This is a genomic window from Singulisphaera acidiphila DSM 18658, from assembly GCF_000242455.2.
Classification (GTDB): Bacteria; Planctomycetota; Planctomycetia; order Isosphaerales; family Isosphaeraceae; genus Singulisphaera; species Singulisphaera acidiphila.
In genome coordinates this window covers 715,059-732,004 of record NC_019892.1, presented here as the reverse complement: position 1 = coordinate 732,004, position 16,946 = coordinate 715,059, and the positions used below count along the sequence as shown (strand labels likewise).

Below are 16,946 nucleotides of genomic sequence, written 5' to 3'. Positions count from 1 at the left end.
TCGAAACGACCCCGGTGCATTTTCATACCTGCATACAAATCGCGATCAACTCGCGTCGGGCTTGGCGTTGGTAACCCCGTTGGGTGTTGTCGAGGGAGCGACGGTCATCGCCTCACGGGTCATCTTTTCGGCATACTCTTCGAGCGACTTTGCCCCTTCGGCCTCGGCCACGCCGAAGCCCGATTTCTCGGCGACCATCAGGCTGATGAGGAGTCCGAACAGCCCTTGGGCGGAGCTGTCGGCGCCGTGATGGGAGTCGCCGTTGGCGGAATGGCCGCTGGTTCCGGCCATGAAAACGCGCTGGGGAACCAAGGGCTGATTACTGTTGGCGAGTTGGTTCGCGATCTGGGTGAGCGCGTACAGCCTCGGGTCGGAGAACGACTGAACCTTGCGGAGCAAAACCGACGCCTCCGACAGGCCGATCTGGGCGATTTTCGAGGCTTCGCCCTTACCGGCGAGCGTGCGTTGTTCGGCCTCGGCCTGGGCGAGGACCACCATCTGCTCGGCCTGTTTGCGCGAGCGATTGAGCTCGGCCTGGGCCGTGACCACCATCTGCTCGGCCATTTTCTGGGCGCGGGCGAGGTCGGCCTCGGCGGCCTTGCGGGTCTTGGCCAGTTCGGCCTCGCCCTGGTTCTCGACGATCTGGATCTGGACTTTGGAGTTCGTCAGGCTCGTCTGCATCGTCGCCTGCGCCTGAGCGTCGTTGAGCGTTTGCAAGGTCTCGGCGGCGGCCCGCTGGCGCTGATAGGTTTCGATCTGTTCGACCGAGAGCTGGCGCTGGCGCAACTGCTCCAACAAGGTTTCGATCTTGCCCCCCGCCTCGGCCGTATCCGGCTTGCCGATCAGGACGTCCACGCACTCGATGTCAAACTGGCTGAACCGGGCCGAGAGGGTCTCGCGCCCCTCGCGCTGAATGTCGTCGCGATCCTGCAAGAGTTGGAGCATGGTCCGCTTGTGGGCGACGTCGCGGAAGAAGGCGGAAAGCATCGGGTCGAGCGTTTGCGTGATCAGCTTCTTGACGTCGCCGAACCGCTGGATGACGTTCGGGGCCTTCTGATAGTCGATATGGACGACGACCGAGAGCGGCAGCGTCGGCTCGTACGCATCCTTCGTGACAAGGTCGATCGAGCGCAGGCTCTCGTCGTAGCGATGGGTCTCGGTTCGGCCGGTGACCCAGTGCAGGACGAAGTTCGTCGTCGGCACCATCACGATGCTGCCGGCATACGGGTTGAACCCGTACTTGCCAGGGCCGAGCGGCCGCTCCAGGACGCCGCGTTCCCCTTCGGCGACTCGCTCACCGTGGCGGAACCCGGTCCCCGAGACATCCTGCCCGGTGCGCCCGTAATAACTGACCACCACACCGACAAAGCCGATCGGCACGACCGTCTTGGGCACCACCTCAACCGACGCGAACCAGCGGTTGATGAAATAGGTGCCATCCGTCAGCGGCACATACTGCCGACCGCGATGCCCACCGGCGGCGAGGAACGCCTCCGGATCCTGATAGTTATTGTGGAAATGTTTATCCTCGCGCCGGGTGCCGACCGCCGGGGCGATAATCTCGCCGGGGCCAAGGCTCGGACCGTCCTGTACCGTCACGATCCCGAGGCTATCGACCGTGATCTGCCGCTCGGGATGGATCGGGTCAGGCGCCTGGATCGGCGCCCCGATCACGACGGGGTTGAACCCGTTCGACGCCTTCAGCTCGTTCTGCCAGCCGACGATGGTCTCCAATTCGCGGCGTCCCTGGAATTCCAGCCGGTAGGCTGCATCCTCGGTGATCACCACGAACAAGGCGAGGTTGATCGCATAAACCCCCTCGCGAAGGATCATTCGTTGCCGACCGCGCTGGCCCAGGGGGAGGGCCTCCTCGCCCGGCGCTGGCACGACATCGCCGACCAGGAACGCGCGGGCATCCTGAAAGTTGTTGCAAGCGGCGACTCGCCCCAAGGTCTGGCTCGCTTCCAAGGGCTCGCCGTCCCGAGCGTAGACATAGCCGATCTTGCCTTGTGGCACCGTCACCAGGTTGACCCGGTGGATCCGATACTGCCAGGCCCACAACCCAAAATGCACGCCACCACGGAGCAGGTCGGCCTGAAAGCCCGCCTCTCCCATGAGCGCCATCATCCGCCCTTCAGGGACTGATCCCTTGGGCGACCACAGCGTTTCGACGATCCCCACCCTGTTGTTCGGGATGTACCTCATCCCCGATAACACGACCGCCCCAAGCACGACACCGAAGAATCCCGCCGCCAAGAACACGAACCAGTCCCCAGGAAAGAGTTGGGCCCAGAGCATTGGCCCAAGCCACATCCCCATTGCCGCGAACATGTTGCGATCTCGTCTGGCCCCGGCGTCACCGACGGGAAGATGCCACCGCAAAGTTTTCTCAGTCCCCGCATTACCCCTAATCGCAACGCGCTGGACTTGAGCCCGTTGGGGAGCATTCGTCAGGCATCCACTTGATATTTATGAGTATTTCCCGAATAAGTGCTCTTAGTTTTTTAGGAGAAACACCTTCGGTTGATCCGAAACCCCGGCAAAGAAATCGTCCAATCACGCGGCCGGCCCGACCGTTTCTTTTCCCTAAGATTGGTAAACCGTTATGATACAATGGGGACCAAGGCGTCCCTTCTCCTCTGCAAAGAATCAAAATCGACCTGATCCTTCCGACCGCGGTCGCGGAGAGAACCGACATGCCTGACGTCGAAGAATTGTTTAAGCAACTGCGTGAACTGCCGCAGAGACAATACTCCGACCTGATCCGTAAGGTCGATGGGGAACGACGTCAGGCGGTCGAGCGAGAGGAGCGGGAGCGTCCGCCTGCGCGAGGGATGAGCCCACTCGAATTCGCACAATGGATCGCGCGACGCCATTTCGCCATTGATAAAGGGATCAGCCAGATTTTGTATCTGCCGAGCGAGGCTCCGGCCGAGGAAGTCCGCTTGCTCGAGGTGAATGAGCTGGCACACATTCCGGAAAACGCGCCGATTGAGGCGGTCGACTTCATGCCCGACATCGAAGGCGTGACTTATCAACTCTTCGTGGCGGATGTCACCCCACGCCAGTTCGATGCAATTCTGGCAGGTCGACTGGCACTTCCGGCAGGGTGGGTCCTGGAGGGTTACCAGGCAATTCTTCCTGGTGATCGATGAACGAGCGACAACGCCTCTATCTCATCCAAGCCCGGTCCGATAGAGAGGTTCTGCAACTGTTGGCCTCTCAACCGGCCTGCCATCAGTTGCTCTATCTCCAGATGCTCACCGAAAAGCTGGCGAAAGCCTATTTCTGGCGGACTCCTGGGGCGAAAGCACTCGGTCACGCGGCATTCGTGAGGTTCATCCGCGCAATCGCAACGAATCGTCGCGTTGCAGAAGGAATCGGCTTTCGAGACTTGACGCGTTTCGGAGAATGGATTGCTGACATCTCCGATATAGCCTACGAACTTGAAAGACTGGCCCCAGCCCTCGCCGCAGACGGTCCAAACACGGAATACCCCTGGCCTCGAGCTTCGCCAGAGCACGCTTCGGTCGAGCATGATTTCGCATTCTCGAGGCGTCTGAGATCACGCAACGGCTTTAATTTACTGAGAATGCTCGATCTTCTCCTGGAGAACTTCGAGAACTGGTTTTAAACCGTTTTCACTCTGGGATTCGCTCGTCGGTCCCTAACCTCCTGCAATCGACCTTAACCAAAGACCTGCCAGTCATCTCCCCAAGCCCTGGCAGGTCGGTTGTCCAACTCTCCGCTTCAGACGATCACCTGCAATTTCCTGAGCCGCTCGATGGCTGCATCGAGGGTCGAGTCTTGCTTACAGAAGCAGAAACGGATGTATTGCCGGCCCAGCGCTTTGTCGTGAAAGAAGCTAGAGCCGGGGACGGTGGCTACGCCGAGATCGCGGACCAGGTGTCGCGCGAAGGCGACGTCGTCGGTGGCGCCGAAGGCTTCGATGTTGGCCATGACGTAGTAGGCCCCGTGTGGGGGGACAAGGTCGAAGCCGACGTCGAGTAAGGCCGAGCAAAGGCGATCGCGCCGACTTTGGTAGTCGGCCGAGAGCTTGGTGTAATACGCGCGGGGCATCCGGTAGGCGAAGGCACCGGCCTCCTGGAGCGGGGCCGCCGCGCCGATCGAGACGTAGTCATGGACCTGGCGAAACGCGTGAGTCAGTGAGGCCGGGGCGATCATCGTACCGACCCGCCAACCGGTCACCGAGTAGGTCTTCGACATCCCGCCGATCGTCACCGAGCGCTCGCGCATCCCATCAAGCGAGGCAAGCGCCACGTGGGGACGGCCGTCGTAGACGATATGCTCGTAGATCTCGTCGGTGATGGCGATGACATCCCACTTGCGGCAGAGCGCGGCGACTTGCTCGAGCTCGGCACGCGAGAAGACGGTGCCGGTCGGGTTGTTCGGATTACAGAGGACGATTGCCTTGGTCCGGTCGTTAAAGGCGGCGGCCAGCTCGTCGGGGTCGAATGTCCAGTCGGGAGCGCGCATCGGGAAGAACCGAGGGACCGCGCCGGCCAGAACGCAGTCGGGCCAGTAGTTCTCGTAGAAGGGCTGCGACAGGATGACCTCGTCCCCCGGGTTGATCAGCGAGAGCAAGGCCACGAGCATGGCCTCGGTGCTGCCGCAGGTGACGGTGATCTCGGTCTCCGGATCGACCGTCAGCCCGAGGTGCCAGCTGGCGTGCTCGGCGATCGCCTGGCGCAAGCCCCGCGCGCCCCAGGTGACGGCGTACTGGTTGATGTCCGACTCGATGGCCCGGCAGGCGGCCGCTTTCAAGTCGGGCGGGGCAGGGAAGTCGGGCATCCCCTGAGCCAGGTTGACCGCGTTGTATTTCAACGCCTCGATCGACATGCCGCGGATCACGCTCTCGGTGAACCGCGCGGCCTTCTGCGAGAGCACTGGGTGTTGCATCGGTCTTTGACGCTTGAATGAGGATTTCGCACGGCAGAGGAGGGCACGCCAGGCCCGGGATAAGGTCGGCGTGCTGGCCACGCCGGCAAGGATTTTCGGTTCCGAAAGCACTCGCGGAGCCACACGACCATTGTGGCCCAGCAGGCTCACGTCCCGCAATGCCCAATCAATCAGCATGATCATACCAAACGGCTGATCCGTCACCACGCTCACCAGACGAACCGCGAGGCCAACCAGCCGGCCAATTCGTCATTGAAGGACAAAGCGGCGCGCCGATACTGAGGGCCAGACAGTGGTGCTTTGGCGCGCCGAATTCCCTGGGCAACCACCGTGGCCATCGCCCCGGTGCCCGGCCCGAGGCGGGTGCGGTGCCTTCAGGATCTGATCAAGGAGGATCTCAGATGTCGGTTGATCGCAAGGAGGGCCGCCGGACGAACCATCGCGCGTTTCGGCCGACGTTGGAGCACGAGACGCTCGAGACCCGCGTCCTGATGTCCGGGAAGACATCAAAACTGCCGGCCGGCGTATTCCTCAGGAATCCCAAGCCGGGCATCGCGTTCAACAACAATAACCCGCAGTTTCTCTCGCAGGGCGCACCTCGATTCCCCGTCGCCCAGTACCCGCGTGGCAACAAGATCGCAACCCAAACGGCCCACGGCGGCCAGAGCGTGATCGTCGCGGCTCCCGATGGCAGCCACTTCAAGATCAGCCTGACGCAGTTCATCCCCCCTGCGGGACAAGGGCAGTCGCAATCCTCTTCGGGAGCAAGCGTCCCGGGGGCCCAGAACCCGATCCAGGGTCAGATCCCCGGCGGGGGACCGGTCCAGCCGATCGGCACGGTTCGCGCCTACGCCATGCCCCGAGGCCGAGTGGGGCTGATCATCGACGGCACGACAACTCAGTCCGAACTCGACATCAGCCCTCAGCCATTCCCCCAGCGCAAGGGCTACGCGCACAGCTTCGCCTACGGTCAGACGAACCAGTCGAAGATTCTCGACATCGGCCAGATCACCGTCAACAGCGGCCAGATTGGGGCCATCCTCGGCTTCCATACCGCCAACCTGTCCGGCCCCTTGGTCTCCCAGGGCACAACGGCCATCGATCGGATCGCATTCAATAACTTGCTTCCCGGTGCCTCGATCCAGACAGGGGGCGACCTGAACACGCTCGACGTACTCAACAACGTCAAGCTCGACGGCGGACCTGGCATCGTCATCGGCCGCGACCTCAACCTATTCAACGTCGGCCAGGACTTGACCCTCCTCAACGGGGCGTCGGTCAACGTCGGCCGATTCCTCGGCGCGACCCCCCAACCGCCCAAGGGGACCGGCACGGGGTCGAACTTCCTGGCGCTCAACCAGTCCCTGCTCGGAACCGGTACGAGCACCTCCCTCCCCTCGCTCTCGGGATACGTCCAGGGCGATGTGCTCATCGGGCCGGGGAGTATCTTTACGGCAGCCGCGGGCATCGCCAACAGCTCGATTACCGCCAGCACGGCCACGGACGCCAGTGGAATCCTCGCCTCGGCATCCCCATCCGTCTTCCTGGTCAACGGCGTCGTCGTCGCCTCGACGAACACCCTCACGAACGCTCTCGTGATCCCGGGCCTCATCGCAGGGACAGGCTTCGCGGTCCCAGCCACCTCGAACCCCAGCCAATTCGTGGCGACCAACTTCGTCGCTCGGCTCGGCTTCTCGCCCCCGCCTCCTCCGAACCCCTTCTGAGTCCGACGTGGGAAGCCTGTCAACGAACGCCCCCCGACCGAAGGCACTTTGCTGCCTTCGGCCGGGGGGATTTTGATTGAGACCGGGGAGACACCCACAGACACTCGCCCACGAATCAACTCGTGATTCCCTTGGTCAAGTGCATGAAGGCCGTCTCGAGGTTGATCTCGTCTTCCTTGAAGAGGGTCAGGTCGTAGCCTTGCTCGATCAGGCGGCTGGCCAGAAAGCTGTACTGCACGACCCCTTCGTTCATCTTGACGATCAGGACGCCGTTCTTGTCCTGGACGCTCTCGACCTCGGGCTGGTTCTCAAGCATGTTAGCCGCATCGGTCAGGCGGTCGGCCACGGCGATGTTCAGGACGATGTCGGTGCGGACCTGCTTCATCACATCGACGACCGCGCCGTTGACGAGCAGGACGCCCTGCTCGATAATCCCGATCTTGTTGCAGATATCAGCAAGCTCGGGCAAGATGTGGCTCGACACCAGGATGGTCTTGCCCATCAGGCGGAGCTCTTTCAAGAGCGCGCGGATCTCGATCCGGGCGCGGGGGTCGAGGCCCGAGGCGGGCTCGTCGAGCAGGAGGACCTGCGGGTCGTGCAGGAGGACCCGCGCCAGGCCGAGCCGCTGGGTCATCCCGCGCGACAGGCTGGTGACCAGGGCGTCACGTTTGTAGGTCAGGTCGACCAGTTCGAGCACCTCCTCGCAGATCTTCTTCCGCGCCGGGCCTTTGATCCGGTAGGCGGCGGCGAAGAACTCGAGGTACTCGATGACCTTCATGTCGTCGTAGACGCCGAAGAAGTCGGGCATGTAGCCGATCGCGCGGCGGATGTCCTTGGCCCCGGTGTAGATTGAGTAGCCGCAGACGGTGGCCTCGCCCCAGGTCGGGTTGAGAAGCGTGGCCAGGATCCGCATGGTCGTCGTCTTGCCCGCACCGTTGGGGCCGATGAAGCCGTAGACGTCTCCCTTGTCGAGCGTCAGGTTGAGCCGGTTCAGGGCGTACAGCTCACCGTACATCTTGGTCAGGTCGTTGGTCTCGATCATGGAGCCTGCTCTCTCATCTCGATAGCGTGCGTGGGAAGAAGCACGCCGTCGGCCAACCGGGTTGCAACGTATGGCACACGCCCTGAAACATCTTGGCTCATTTCTTGGGTCCGCTCGTGTCGAGCGGCAAGATCACGCGAAGCAGCGTGGTCTGATCGACTTGCGGAGCGCTGGGAGCATTCTCCAGCGCCAGCCGCGAGGACGCCCGGTCGATCCGGGCCACGAGCATCGGCCGGTCAAGCTGGAGCAGGCCGGTCAAATCGAGCTCATAGAGCGCGTTGCTGGCCACCGTGGAGTCCGTCGCTGAGGCCGCCACCGCGTCGTGGAACATCAGGCCAAGCAACAGGTCGGGCCGATTGATCGGGGCTCCGTCGCCGGCGTTGTTGGAATACGACTGCGTGGGGATGTAGCCATTGATCTTATCACGAATATGGCCCGACAACTGGCGGTCCTGGCTCAGCGCGACCCGAACGGTGGCCCCCGGCTCAATCTTCCCCAGCAGATAGATCTGCCGGTTGAAGGCGAGAATCGCGTCGTGGAGCGGGACGCCCACGCGGTTGGTCACCGCGCCCTCCAGCCGGTCAGGCCCGGCCGGCCGCAGGTCGGACTCGATCAACGGAGTGGCCGGGCCCGGTCCGAACCAGCGGCCCGTGAGACACTTGGTGCTCCAGATCGGAATCCGCACCCCTTCGAGTTTCTCGGCCCCGCCGGCGGGGAGATACGCGTAGCCGCCGCTGGAGAAGTTCATCTGTGAGCGGTTGCCCATCCCGCCGAACCCCGGTTCGGGAACACCGAACCAGCTCACCATCACGTCGGTGCCGGCAGGCAGGCGAGGGGGGGTATCGCCGGCGCTCGGGTCCGGACTCGCGGGGGAGTCGCGATCGAGCGGCAACGGAATGATCGACGCGTTGTAGTCACGGTTCTGCGGACTGAAGATATCAAGGTACGTACTCCCCCGAATCAGGCCCGACGCCGGGACCGAGTTCTCGGGGCCTGGCCCTTGGAGGACGTCGACGATATCGACCTTGTTGACGCGAAGCACGTTCCCTTTGACCACGTAGGCCGCGTAGTAGGCGAGCAGGCTCACCGACACCACGATCAAGGGGAAGGTGATCCAGGTCAGCTCCATCCGCTTGACCACCTTCTTGAGGAACAGGTAGTCCCCCGGCCCAATCAGCAGGATGTAGAGGAAGATGAAGAAGGCGACCCAGCCGAACGAGATCAGCTTGACCCCCTGGAACTGCTCGAGCGCCTCGCGAAGCTTGGTGGAGAGGTCGTGCACGCCCGACTGGTAGATCTTCCCGGCACCTCCCATGACCGCTGCATTGGAACTGCTGGTGTCGGAGTTCAAGCGGCGAAGTCCGATCGCCCGGACCCAGAAGAGCCCCCGGTCTTCCCAGTTCGAGAACGGTTTCTGATCGACGTCCAGGGCAATGAGCGTGACCCGGCCGAAGCCGTGCGAGCCGCGAACGACGAGCGGAGCGCCGGCCGCCCGGCTGAGCACCTTGCCTCCCCGCTCTTCGATCTCCTCCAACTTCGCGACCATCACCGCCACGCCGCCGGGGGAAATCGGCTTGGTCGAGCCGCTGGCGAACGACTCGATCGCCCCCAGGTCGTTGACCCGCTGCTGCCCGGTCGGCAGGGCGGGGAGGATCGGCGTGAGCACGCTGTCGCGCACCGCCTGCCAGTTAGCCCCGACCGACACCACCAGGTGTCCCCCGCGACGGACCCAGTCGACCAAGGCCCGGCCCCGGAGCGCATCGAGCGAGGCCATGACCGCGTGATCGTTCGTGTCGAGCACCACCGCGCGGGCGGCGTCGTACCCGTACCAACGCCCCGGTAGATATCCCCCCGCCGCGTCCACCCGGGCGATCACAGTGCCCCGGTCGGGCGTACTCTGGTCGACGTTAAACCCCGGGAGCGTCGGAATCAGGTCGACCCCTTGCGGCTTCCCCATCGTCAGCACCAACGTCTCGTCCGCCCGGATCGCGTTGAACCTCGCCAGCGACGACCCGGCGACCCGAGGCATCCGCACCTTGCGACTCGGATCCGAGAGCCGGATATCGAAATCGGGGTTGATCGTGCCGGGACGGGTGTAGGTCGTGAACCGCTGGCTCTCCCCAGGCGCCAGGTCGATGACCTGATGGACCGCGGTCGGCGTGTCATTGTCGTCGGGAACAACCAGCTCCATCGACCCGGTGAACCGCTGGTCGCCTGCCTTGAGCTGGACCCAGACCGGCGTCCACGCACCCACCTTGAACAGGTTGTTCGAGCTCCCCGTGGTGAACCCGACCCGCAAGTTCTCCACCTCGATCGGCGGGCGCTTCGCCGCTCCCCACACGTTGGCGGGCAGAATGACCGCCAACGCCACGACCGCCGCCAACGGCCAACGTCCCAGACGAGGTTGCATGATGCACGTTCCTTGAAGATCGAGTCGAGACGAGCGGTCGCCTAAACATCCCGTAGGGTGAGCATGCCCCACCATGTGGAAGGTCCGGTGGGCCGTGCCCACCCACCCTACAGGATCAAAATCAGGATCAAGATCAAGGTTTCTCAGACGGGTCGCAAACGCAAAGCAAGGCGTGACAGCCGGGACAGCCTGTCCCATACTTCTTCTGGATCGCCGCCTCGAGGTCAACCCCCCGGATATTGGCCAAAGTCACCAGCCAGGCCAGAACGTCGGCCATCTCCAGGGCGAGCTCCTCGGCCGTTCCCGACCGCAGCGCGGTCGCCAACTCGCCGAACTCCTCGCTCAGCCAGAGGAAGGTGGCCGCATCCCCTCGCGCCTCATCCTTCGCGCCGTACATCTCGCGGATCAGCCGCTGCAAACCGCCGATCGTCAGACCAACACCTACCGGTTGTTCGTTCATTACACCTAGATCTTACAAAAGTCCTTAGCTCAAATGCAAATCCCAAACGATGCGCCCGGCACGGTCGCGGATTCGCTGAGACCGAGGGGGAATCATGGGGCGCATTCTGTATGCTTCGCGTCGGCCAGCGATTTTGTTCAACCGTTGCGGCCCGTCTTCCTGCCCGATTCGAGGCAATCGACGCGAACACGATGTCCCTGGAGAGTTTACGTGCCGGCCCGATCGGCCGCAAGAGCCGAGCCAGCCCCCTTGGGAGATGCCAAGCGGATCCAGGATGCCCCTTCCTGAGAACCGCAGGCGCCCCACTCGCTCTCGAATGGATTGATTGAAGCAGGAATTGCGGCCAGGTCGCCCGCGGTCCCAGGGGAATCTTTCGAAATCCTGGGCACGCGGAACGGTCCTTCCCGTTGGATCAGGACGGCTTGACGGGCGTGCTTCCTTCACCGGCGGAGAGCTTGGGCTTGGAGGCGGAAGCGGGAGCAGGGGCCTTTGCGGTGGGAATGTGGCCGTTGGCAGCGACTTTCTCGGAGTCGGCGGCGGTGTCGACCATTTTGCCGAAGAAGTCGGGCATCTTGACGCCGCCGATATTCTCCATGATCTGGAGCACGGGGGGCAACGTCTTGGCCATGTTTTGGAGGAAGCCGGCGGTGGCCCCTGTGCCGTTGGAGCCACCGTTCTCCCAGACGATGACCTTGTCGAACTTGATATTCGAGATCGCCTGCGCGGCGGTCTGCGAGAGGGTGTCGATGTGTTCGAGCATCAGCAGTTGGAAGGCTTCCTGCGAACCGCCGCAAGCGGAGACGATCTCGCGGAGCCCTTCCGCCTTCTTGGCGAGGATCTCGTAGTTACCGCGAGCTTCCGCTTCGAGCTTGGCGAAGATGGCCTTGGCATCCCCCTCCGCCTCGATCCGCCGGCGCTCGGCCGCAGCCTCGGCTTCGACGATCACCTGGGCCTTCTTGGCCTTGGCGACGGCCTCGAGCTGGGCCCGCTGTTCGGCCTCGATCTTCTCGGCCTGGGCCAGCGCGGCCTTGGTCTGGGCGCGGAAAGCGGCCTCCTCGACGCCGGCATCGGCCTCGCGCCGCTTGGTCTCGCCGATCTGGAACGCCTCGGCCTGTTTAAAGGCGAGGTCGGCGTTCGAGGCGGCGATCTTCGCCTTGGCCTCGTTCTCGCCTCCGATCGCCTGGGCGTCCGCCTCGGCAAGCTTGATCCGCATCTCGCGCTCGGCGAGCTTGACGCTGGCCTGCTGCTCGAAGGCGGCCGTCTCGACGCCGATCTTTTCTTCCTTCAGCAGCTCGGCGACCTGGACGGCCCGCTCACGCTCGGCCCCCTTGGTCCCGATCTCGCGAAGCTTCTCGGCGTTCGCGACCTCGATGGCCTGCAACTGCTTCGCCTTGGCGACACCGATCGACCCGTACTTCTGCTGCTCGGCCACGTCGATCTCGGCCTGATGAATCGCGGCGCTGGCAGCCTTGCGGCCGATCGCCTCGATGTACCCCGAGTCGTCGGTCAAGTCGGTGATATTGACGTTGATCAGCACCAGGCCGATCTTCCGCAGTTCCATCTCCAGTGAGTTCTGGATGTTCTCCAGGAACTTCTCACGATCGCGGTTGATCTCATCGATTGACATTGACGCGATCACCTGGCGGAGCTGGCCGAAGATCAGGTCGGCCGCCTGGGCGCTGACCTGCTCGCGAGACAGGTTCAAGAGCCGGATCGCGGCGTTCTGCATTACCTCGGGCTCAGTGCCGATGGCCACGGTGAAGACGCTCGGGACATTCACCCGGATATTCTCGACCGAGAGCGCCCCACGCAGCGGGATCTCGATCTGGATCGGCTCCAGCGCCAGGTAGTCATAGTCCTGGAAGATCGGGAAGACGAGCGTCCCCCCGCCGTGGACACATGTGGCCGACTTCGCCCCTGTCCCCACGCCCCACTTGACCAGCACCTTGTTCGACGGACACCGCTTGTAGCACCGCAGGGCCGTGGTGACGACCCCGAAGACGGCCACGGCGAACAGCGCCGCACCAACAACCGGCCACCACCCCCCAGGCGGCGCCACGTCACCCAGGTCTAAAGCTGCAACGATAAGTGAGAACATGGCTGCCTTTACGCTTTCCTAGTTATCAAAGGATGGGTCGGGTTCATTCAGGCAAGGGATCCGGCTTGACGATCGAACACGGAGGCATGACAACCTCAACGGTCTGCTCGTCGATGACCCGGCTGACGACGACCGGATCGCCAGTGCGAAGCGCAGGGCCGGGCGTACGAGCCAGGACCTCAATGGTTCGCCCTTGAATCGGCAGGGTGATTTTCCCCTCACCGCCGCCATTGGCCGGGATCCGAAGGTAGACCGTTGCCCCCAGCCCGATTGACTGGGCAATCCGCACGGTGCCATCGGAATTGAGCTTGCGAAGCGCCCGCAAGGCATAACCCAGCAGCGAGACGGTCACAACGCCGGTCACCGTGCCAACGAGCACCGCGACACTCGCATTTTGCTTGGCCTCCAGCGCCGCGAGCCCGCCGATCCCGAAGAAGGCCAGAAACGAGACGATCGCCTGAAAGGTGAAGATCCGCCCGAGCTCCAGGTGATGGCCCTGGCCGTACTCACCGTCGATCGGGTCGGCCGAAGCATCCTCGGGGAAGTCCGCGTCGATCTCGGCATCCCCAAGGTCACCGATCGCACCGTCGAAACTGTCGACTCCGAGCCCCACCAGTGACAGAGCCAAGCGCAAAAGGAGGATCGTGCCGCCGATCGTCGCACAAATCAAGAAGAACTGATGCACGATTGCCTCCAAATGTCTGCGAACCTATCGGCCGTGTCTCGCCGAGACAATTCGCTCACTCTTATTTTACAGAAAAGCCGGTCGCCTCCAACAAACTCTCTTTGCATCAATACGATAGCACAAAACGCATGCTTCTGCCATCTTGCCCCACAAGTATCGACAGTGGCTTGCCACCGCCCCCGAGGACTGGCAGGCTGCAACCGACACTTCAGAAACGTATTCGTCGACTTTCGGCAAAGATTGCCGAGTCTTTCAGAATCGAATCCAATTTCATGACCGTGAGCCAGCCGGGAAGGGAACGGCGATGGAACGTCGCGGCAAATCCCAGAATTCAAACGTTAGGTACGTCCTCAGACGCGACGGAGTTAACCAACGACTCCACACCCTGAACGCTCTCCTGCTCAGCGTTCCGTTCAGCGAGAGTTACATAACGAAGAACAAGGCAGTCCCGCCAAACATCACAACCCATTCATGCTTAAATCAAGACAAAACGGCTTCTGGCACGAAGAACGCCTCTTTTATCGTTATCCCGAAGCGTGCCCACCATCATTCACGGCATCGGCGGATCGGGTTCCACAGGCATCCAGGGCTCCCGCGCAGCCTTTGCATACTTCGCAGCGAGCCTCTTGTAATAGTCGACGCGTACGCCACACTGCACCACGTTCCCCGCAGCAAGCCGGGCTTGGCGATCCTCGCCGTCGGCAATGAGTCCGTACCGGTATTGTCTGTACTCCTCGGTGCTTTTCCCTTCCAGTCCCTTCAAGAATTCTTTCTGCGATGGGAGCAATCTGTCGGGGATACGTCCTGCACGGAGTTCCTTCGCAGCGTCGGTTCGCTTCAGATCAGCACGGCTTTTCTCAACCTGACTCTGAAAAAAGTCAACCATCGTCCGTGCGCTTCTCCCTTTCTCGTGATAGATCCGGGCCATGCCGCTGTATCGTGCAGACTGAGTCCCAAAACCAAAGAGGAGCGCGACGTACGCCACAAGAATCATCAAGGTTCGCATCCGGAAACGGATATTCCGAATCGAAGGCTTCGGGGCGCCCGGTTGAAGGCTGACCGAGTAGCCAATTAACAGGCCCAGGTAGGGCCACCAGAGCAGGGCCGGGATCAACGTCTCCGCCAGAAACGGCCAACCGCGCCAGACGAAGTCGAAGGCCGTCGCCAAGAACGAGGTGGCGATCCCTGCACCAAAGCCGATCCCCATGAATCGCCGGCTCCGCTGGCCACGCGCCTCGGCCTCTTCCGGAGGCAGCGGCTCGACCGCGAAAAAACCGGGGGGACGCACCCAGGGCCGGATATGGGGATGGCGGTAATACAACCCACCCAGCCCGAAGCCAATGAGCGGATAAAGAAGGAGGTAAGTGGGCAACGCCACCTCATGAAGATCCCGCCCACGGAGCAGGTATTCCACCCCCACACTCACGGCCCCAAGCATCCCTCCCATAACCAGTCCAGTGAGCGTGCAACTCCACCACGATCGGTTCGGGGTTGAACCGGTATTCTGGCCCAGAAGTCCTGTTGTCTCGAACACAACGCCTTCTCTCGTCTTCATCTTGAGAATGCCCCGAGAGCGGTTTATCATGGGCCGACTCTGACTTCAGATGTGCACATCCCGCATACGCCCACTTGGGGATTCAGGCCGGGATGGCCCCAAGCCCGTTCCGATCCGTAGGTCCCTTGTAGCCCCAAAGGGGCGACCGTTTCTAGCCAGGGGTGAAACCCTTATCCTTACCAAGAACATTCGTACAGAATCCAGAGTTTCCCCCTGCTTTTTTCGGGCAATCTGGCATAGTCAATGCTTCTCTTGACCCACCCGTCGGTCTGACGGCCCGGGGCAAGGTACCCTGGCTTGCTCGGATGCTCATCATGAGTCCCACACTGACCGACCCTGAGGCTTGGGCCCAAGCCAATTTCGCCGGTGCCGATCTGGGCGACAAACGCCGAGAAACGCGGCTGATCCGACTCGCCACGCAAATCGCCGTGGATTCCTCGGCCAGTCTTCCGAAAGCGACGGGCAATTGGGACGACCTCAGGGCCGCTTATCGCCTGCTCGACTCCTCGGCCGTCAACTTCCGGGCGATTGCCGAGCCGCATTGGCGTTCGATCCGGGAAACCAGCCCCGAGATGGCCCTGATCCTTGACGACACCACCGAGATTGATTTCGGATGCACCCGACAGATTCAAGGCGTGGGACCCGTTGGTACGGGCACGGGTCAGGGCTTCATGATCCACTCCGGATTGATGGTCTCCCACAAGGACGAGGTCGTCTACGGCCTCGCAGGCCAAATTCTCTTTCATCGCAAACCGGTTCCCAAGGGGGAGAGTCGGACGCAACGCCGCAAACGCGATCGCGAGTCGGAGGTCTGGGGAAAACTCATCGAACTGATCGGTTCCCCGCCCCAAAACACACGCTGGGTTCACGTCATGGACCGTGGATCCGACGATTTCGAGGTCTATTGCCGCGCCCAGCGTCAGGGCGTCGATTGGGTCGGACGGGTCAAGAGCCTGCACCGACGCGTCCAGGGTGCCGATGGTCTCGAACGCCCGTTGCAGGAGGAACTCGAATCGGTACCGCAAGCGGGTTGCTTCACGCTCAAGCTGCGGTCTCGTCCCGGATTGCCGGCGCGAACCGCCAAGCTCACCGTCACGTTCGTGCGGGCGACGATGCTCGTACCGCGGCAGCCCGCGGACTCGCTGAAGGGTCTCGATCCGCAACCGATCGCGCAATACGTGGTGTGTGTGCGTGAGGTCGATCCGCCCGCCTCGGTCAAAGAACCGATCGAATGGGTGCTGTACACTTCTCTGGAAGTGGCCTGCCTTGAGGATGCGTTGCGGATCATTTCCTATTATGAAAAGAGATGGCTGATCGAAGAATGGCACAAAGCGTTGAAATCGGGTTGCAGTGCAGCCGATCATCAACTCAAGGCGAGCCATCGGCTGGAGGCGCTGACGGGTCTGCTGTCAGTGGTGGCGGTACGGCTCTTGCAGTTGAAAGGGATCGCCCGATCGGAACCGGAACGGCCGGCGATCGAAGCCGCCCCGCCAAAATATGTGGCCGTGCTCCGCGCGTTTCGGCGAACGACTGAGGCGTTGCCATGGGGAACGTATCAGTTTTTTCGGGAGTTGGCGAAACTCGGGGGATTCCTGGGACGGAAGGGGGACGGTGAGCCGGGATGGCAAACGATCTGGAGGGGATGGATGAAGCTCCAAGCGATGGTTCAGGGGGCTGAGCTGGACCTTCGCTTGGAGTAGCATTACTGCGCAAACGTTCTTGGTAAGGACAAGGGTGAAACCCCTGGAGACATGGCGAACTTGTATCAAAATGTTATTGCAGCCCTGAAAGGGCGACCGTGAAATGCGTGTGGCCTCTTTCGACGGTCGCCCTTTCAGGGCTGCATGATCCTGATATGCTGAACCGATTCCAGGGGTTTCACCCCTGGCTAGAAACGGTCGCCCCTCCGGGGCTGCCCAATGCATGCGTGACTCCACGGATATGCGAAATTTCGCGCTCGTTTTTCCGTCGAGGCGGTTACCGGCGGGTTCATCGTAGCCCCGGGGAACGCTGACGCAACAACTTCCTCATTTCCTGGGGGGATGGGTGGTC

The 16,946-nt window shown here is 62.2% G+C and carries 12 protein-coding genes; 4 read left to right on the top strand and 8 right to left on the bottom strand.

What is annotated here, in order from left to right:
- Positions 1–45: 45 nt before the first annotated feature.
- The gene (locus SINAC_RS02830; protein WP_015244192.1) at positions 46–2,331 is read right to left on the bottom strand and encodes an SPFH domain-containing protein; all 2,286 of its coding nucleotides are present in this window, start codon (positions 2,329–2,331) and stop codon (positions 46–48) included.
- Positions 2,332–2,696: 365 nt separating this feature from the next.
- Between SINAC_RS02830 and SINAC_RS02825 the strand changes: the two genes are divergently transcribed.
- Together SINAC_RS02825 and SINAC_RS02820 are read left to right on the top strand one after the other, a co-directional pair.
- A complete protein-coding gene (locus SINAC_RS02825; protein WP_015244191.1) occupies positions 2,697–3,155 on the top strand; it encodes a hypothetical protein in 459 nt (152 codons plus the stop codon).
- Positions 3,152–3,634: a hypothetical protein gene (locus tag SINAC_RS02820; protein WP_015244190.1), complete on the top strand. Its 483-nt coding sequence runs from the start codon at positions 3,152–3,154 to the stop codon at positions 3,632–3,634. Before SINAC_RS02825 ends, SINAC_RS02820 begins: the two co-directional genes overlap by 4 nt.
- Positions 3,635–3,750: 116 nt before the next feature.
- Here the strand turns inward: SINAC_RS02820 and SINAC_RS02815 are convergent, their stop codons facing one another.
- Positions 3,751–5,103 carry a pyridoxal phosphate-dependent aminotransferase gene (locus SINAC_RS02815; RefSeq protein WP_015244189.1) on the bottom strand — a complete coding sequence of 451 codons (1,353 nt, stop codon included), beginning with the start codon at positions 5,101–5,103 and terminating at the stop codon, positions 3,751–3,753.
- 218 nt (positions 5,104–5,321) lie between these two features.
- Between SINAC_RS02815 and SINAC_RS02810 the strand changes: the two genes are divergently transcribed.
- Positions 5,322–6,644, top strand: coding sequence for a hypothetical protein (locus SINAC_RS02810; protein ID WP_015244188.1), 1,323 nt, complete (start codon positions 5,322–5,324; stop codon positions 6,642–6,644).
- Between the two features lie 115 nt (positions 6,645–6,759).
- On the opposite strand, the gene SINAC_RS02805 is transcribed toward SINAC_RS02810, so the two are convergent.
- The 6 genes from SINAC_RS02805 to SINAC_RS02780 all read right to left on the bottom strand — a co-directional run bounded on the left by SINAC_RS02805 (position 6,760) and on the right by SINAC_RS02780 (position 14,873).
- On the bottom strand, positions 6,760–7,686 hold the full coding sequence (locus tag SINAC_RS02805; protein WP_015244187.1) for an ABC transporter ATP-binding protein: 927 nt from the start codon (positions 7,684–7,686) through the stop codon (positions 6,760–6,762).
- A gap of 97 nt (positions 7,687–7,783) precedes the next feature.
- Positions 7,784–10,096, bottom strand: coding sequence for a hypothetical protein (locus tag SINAC_RS02800; RefSeq protein ID WP_015244186.1), 2,313 nt, complete (start codon positions 10,094–10,096; stop codon positions 7,784–7,786).
- Positions 10,097–10,229: 133 nt separating this feature from the next.
- Positions 10,230–10,556, bottom strand: a complete 327-nt coding sequence (locus SINAC_RS02795; RefSeq protein ID WP_015244185.1) for a MazG nucleotide pyrophosphohydrolase domain-containing protein — start codon at positions 10,554–10,556, stop codon at positions 10,230–10,232.
- Positions 10,557–10,968: 412 nt separating this feature from the next.
- Complete coding sequence (locus tag SINAC_RS02790) at positions 10,969–12,654, bottom strand: flotillin family protein (RefSeq protein ID WP_015244184.1); 1,686 nt, start codon at positions 12,652–12,654, stop codon at positions 10,969–10,971.
- Positions 12,655–12,697: 43 nt separating this feature from the next.
- On the bottom strand, positions 12,698–13,339 hold the full coding sequence (locus tag SINAC_RS02785) for a hypothetical protein (protein ID WP_015244183.1): 642 nt from the start codon (positions 13,337–13,339) through the stop codon (positions 12,698–12,700).
- Positions 13,340–13,889: 550 nt separating this feature from the next.
- Positions 13,890–14,873, bottom strand: coding sequence for a hypothetical protein (locus SINAC_RS02780; protein WP_154673906.1), 984 nt, complete (start codon positions 14,871–14,873; stop codon positions 13,890–13,892).
- 335 nt (positions 14,874–15,208) lie between these two features.
- Here SINAC_RS02780 and SINAC_RS02775 point away from each other — a divergent pair, with 335 nt between their 5' ends.
- Positions 15,209–16,594, top strand: a complete 1,386-nt coding sequence (locus SINAC_RS02775) for an IS4 family transposase (protein ID WP_015244181.1) — start codon at positions 15,209–15,211, stop codon at positions 16,592–16,594.
- Positions 16,595–16,946: the final 352 nt, after the last annotated feature.

Bases quoted from the DNA above. Each gene is read 5' to 3' on its own strand.
- SINAC_RS02830 (WP_015244192.1), bottom strand. From the start codon at position 2,331: ATGTTCGCGGCAATGGGGATGTGGCTTGGGCCAATGCTCTGGGCCCAA.
- SINAC_RS02775 (WP_015244181.1), top strand. From the start codon at position 15,209: ATGAGTCCCACACTGACCGACCCTGAGGCTTGGGCCCAAGCCAATTTC.
- SINAC_RS02815 (WP_015244189.1), bottom strand. From the start codon at position 5,103: ATGATCATGCTGATTGATTGGGCATTGCGGGACGTGAGCCTGCTGGGC.
- SINAC_RS02805 (WP_015244187.1), bottom strand. From the start codon at position 7,686: ATGATCGAGACCAACGACCTGACCAAGATGTACGGTGAGCTGTACGCC.
- SINAC_RS02790 (WP_015244184.1), bottom strand. From the start codon at position 12,654: ATGTTCTCACTTATCGTTGCAGCTTTAGACCTGGGTGACGTGGCGCCG.
- SINAC_RS02825 (WP_015244191.1), top strand. From the start codon at position 2,697: ATGCCTGACGTCGAAGAATTGTTTAAGCAACTGCGTGAACTGCCGCAG.
- SINAC_RS02820 (WP_015244190.1), top strand. From the start codon at position 3,152: ATGAACGAGCGACAACGCCTCTATCTCATCCAAGCCCGGTCCGATAGA.
- SINAC_RS02795 (WP_015244185.1), bottom strand. From the start codon at position 10,556: ATGAACGAACAACCGGTAGGTGTTGGTCTGACGATCGGCGGTTTGCAG.
- SINAC_RS02800 (WP_015244186.1), bottom strand. From the start codon at position 10,096: ATGCAACCTCGTCTGGGACGTTGGCCGTTGGCGGCGGTCGTGGCGTTG.
- SINAC_RS02810 (WP_015244188.1), top strand. From the start codon at position 5,322: ATGTCGGTTGATCGCAAGGAGGGCCGCCGGACGAACCATCGCGCGTTT.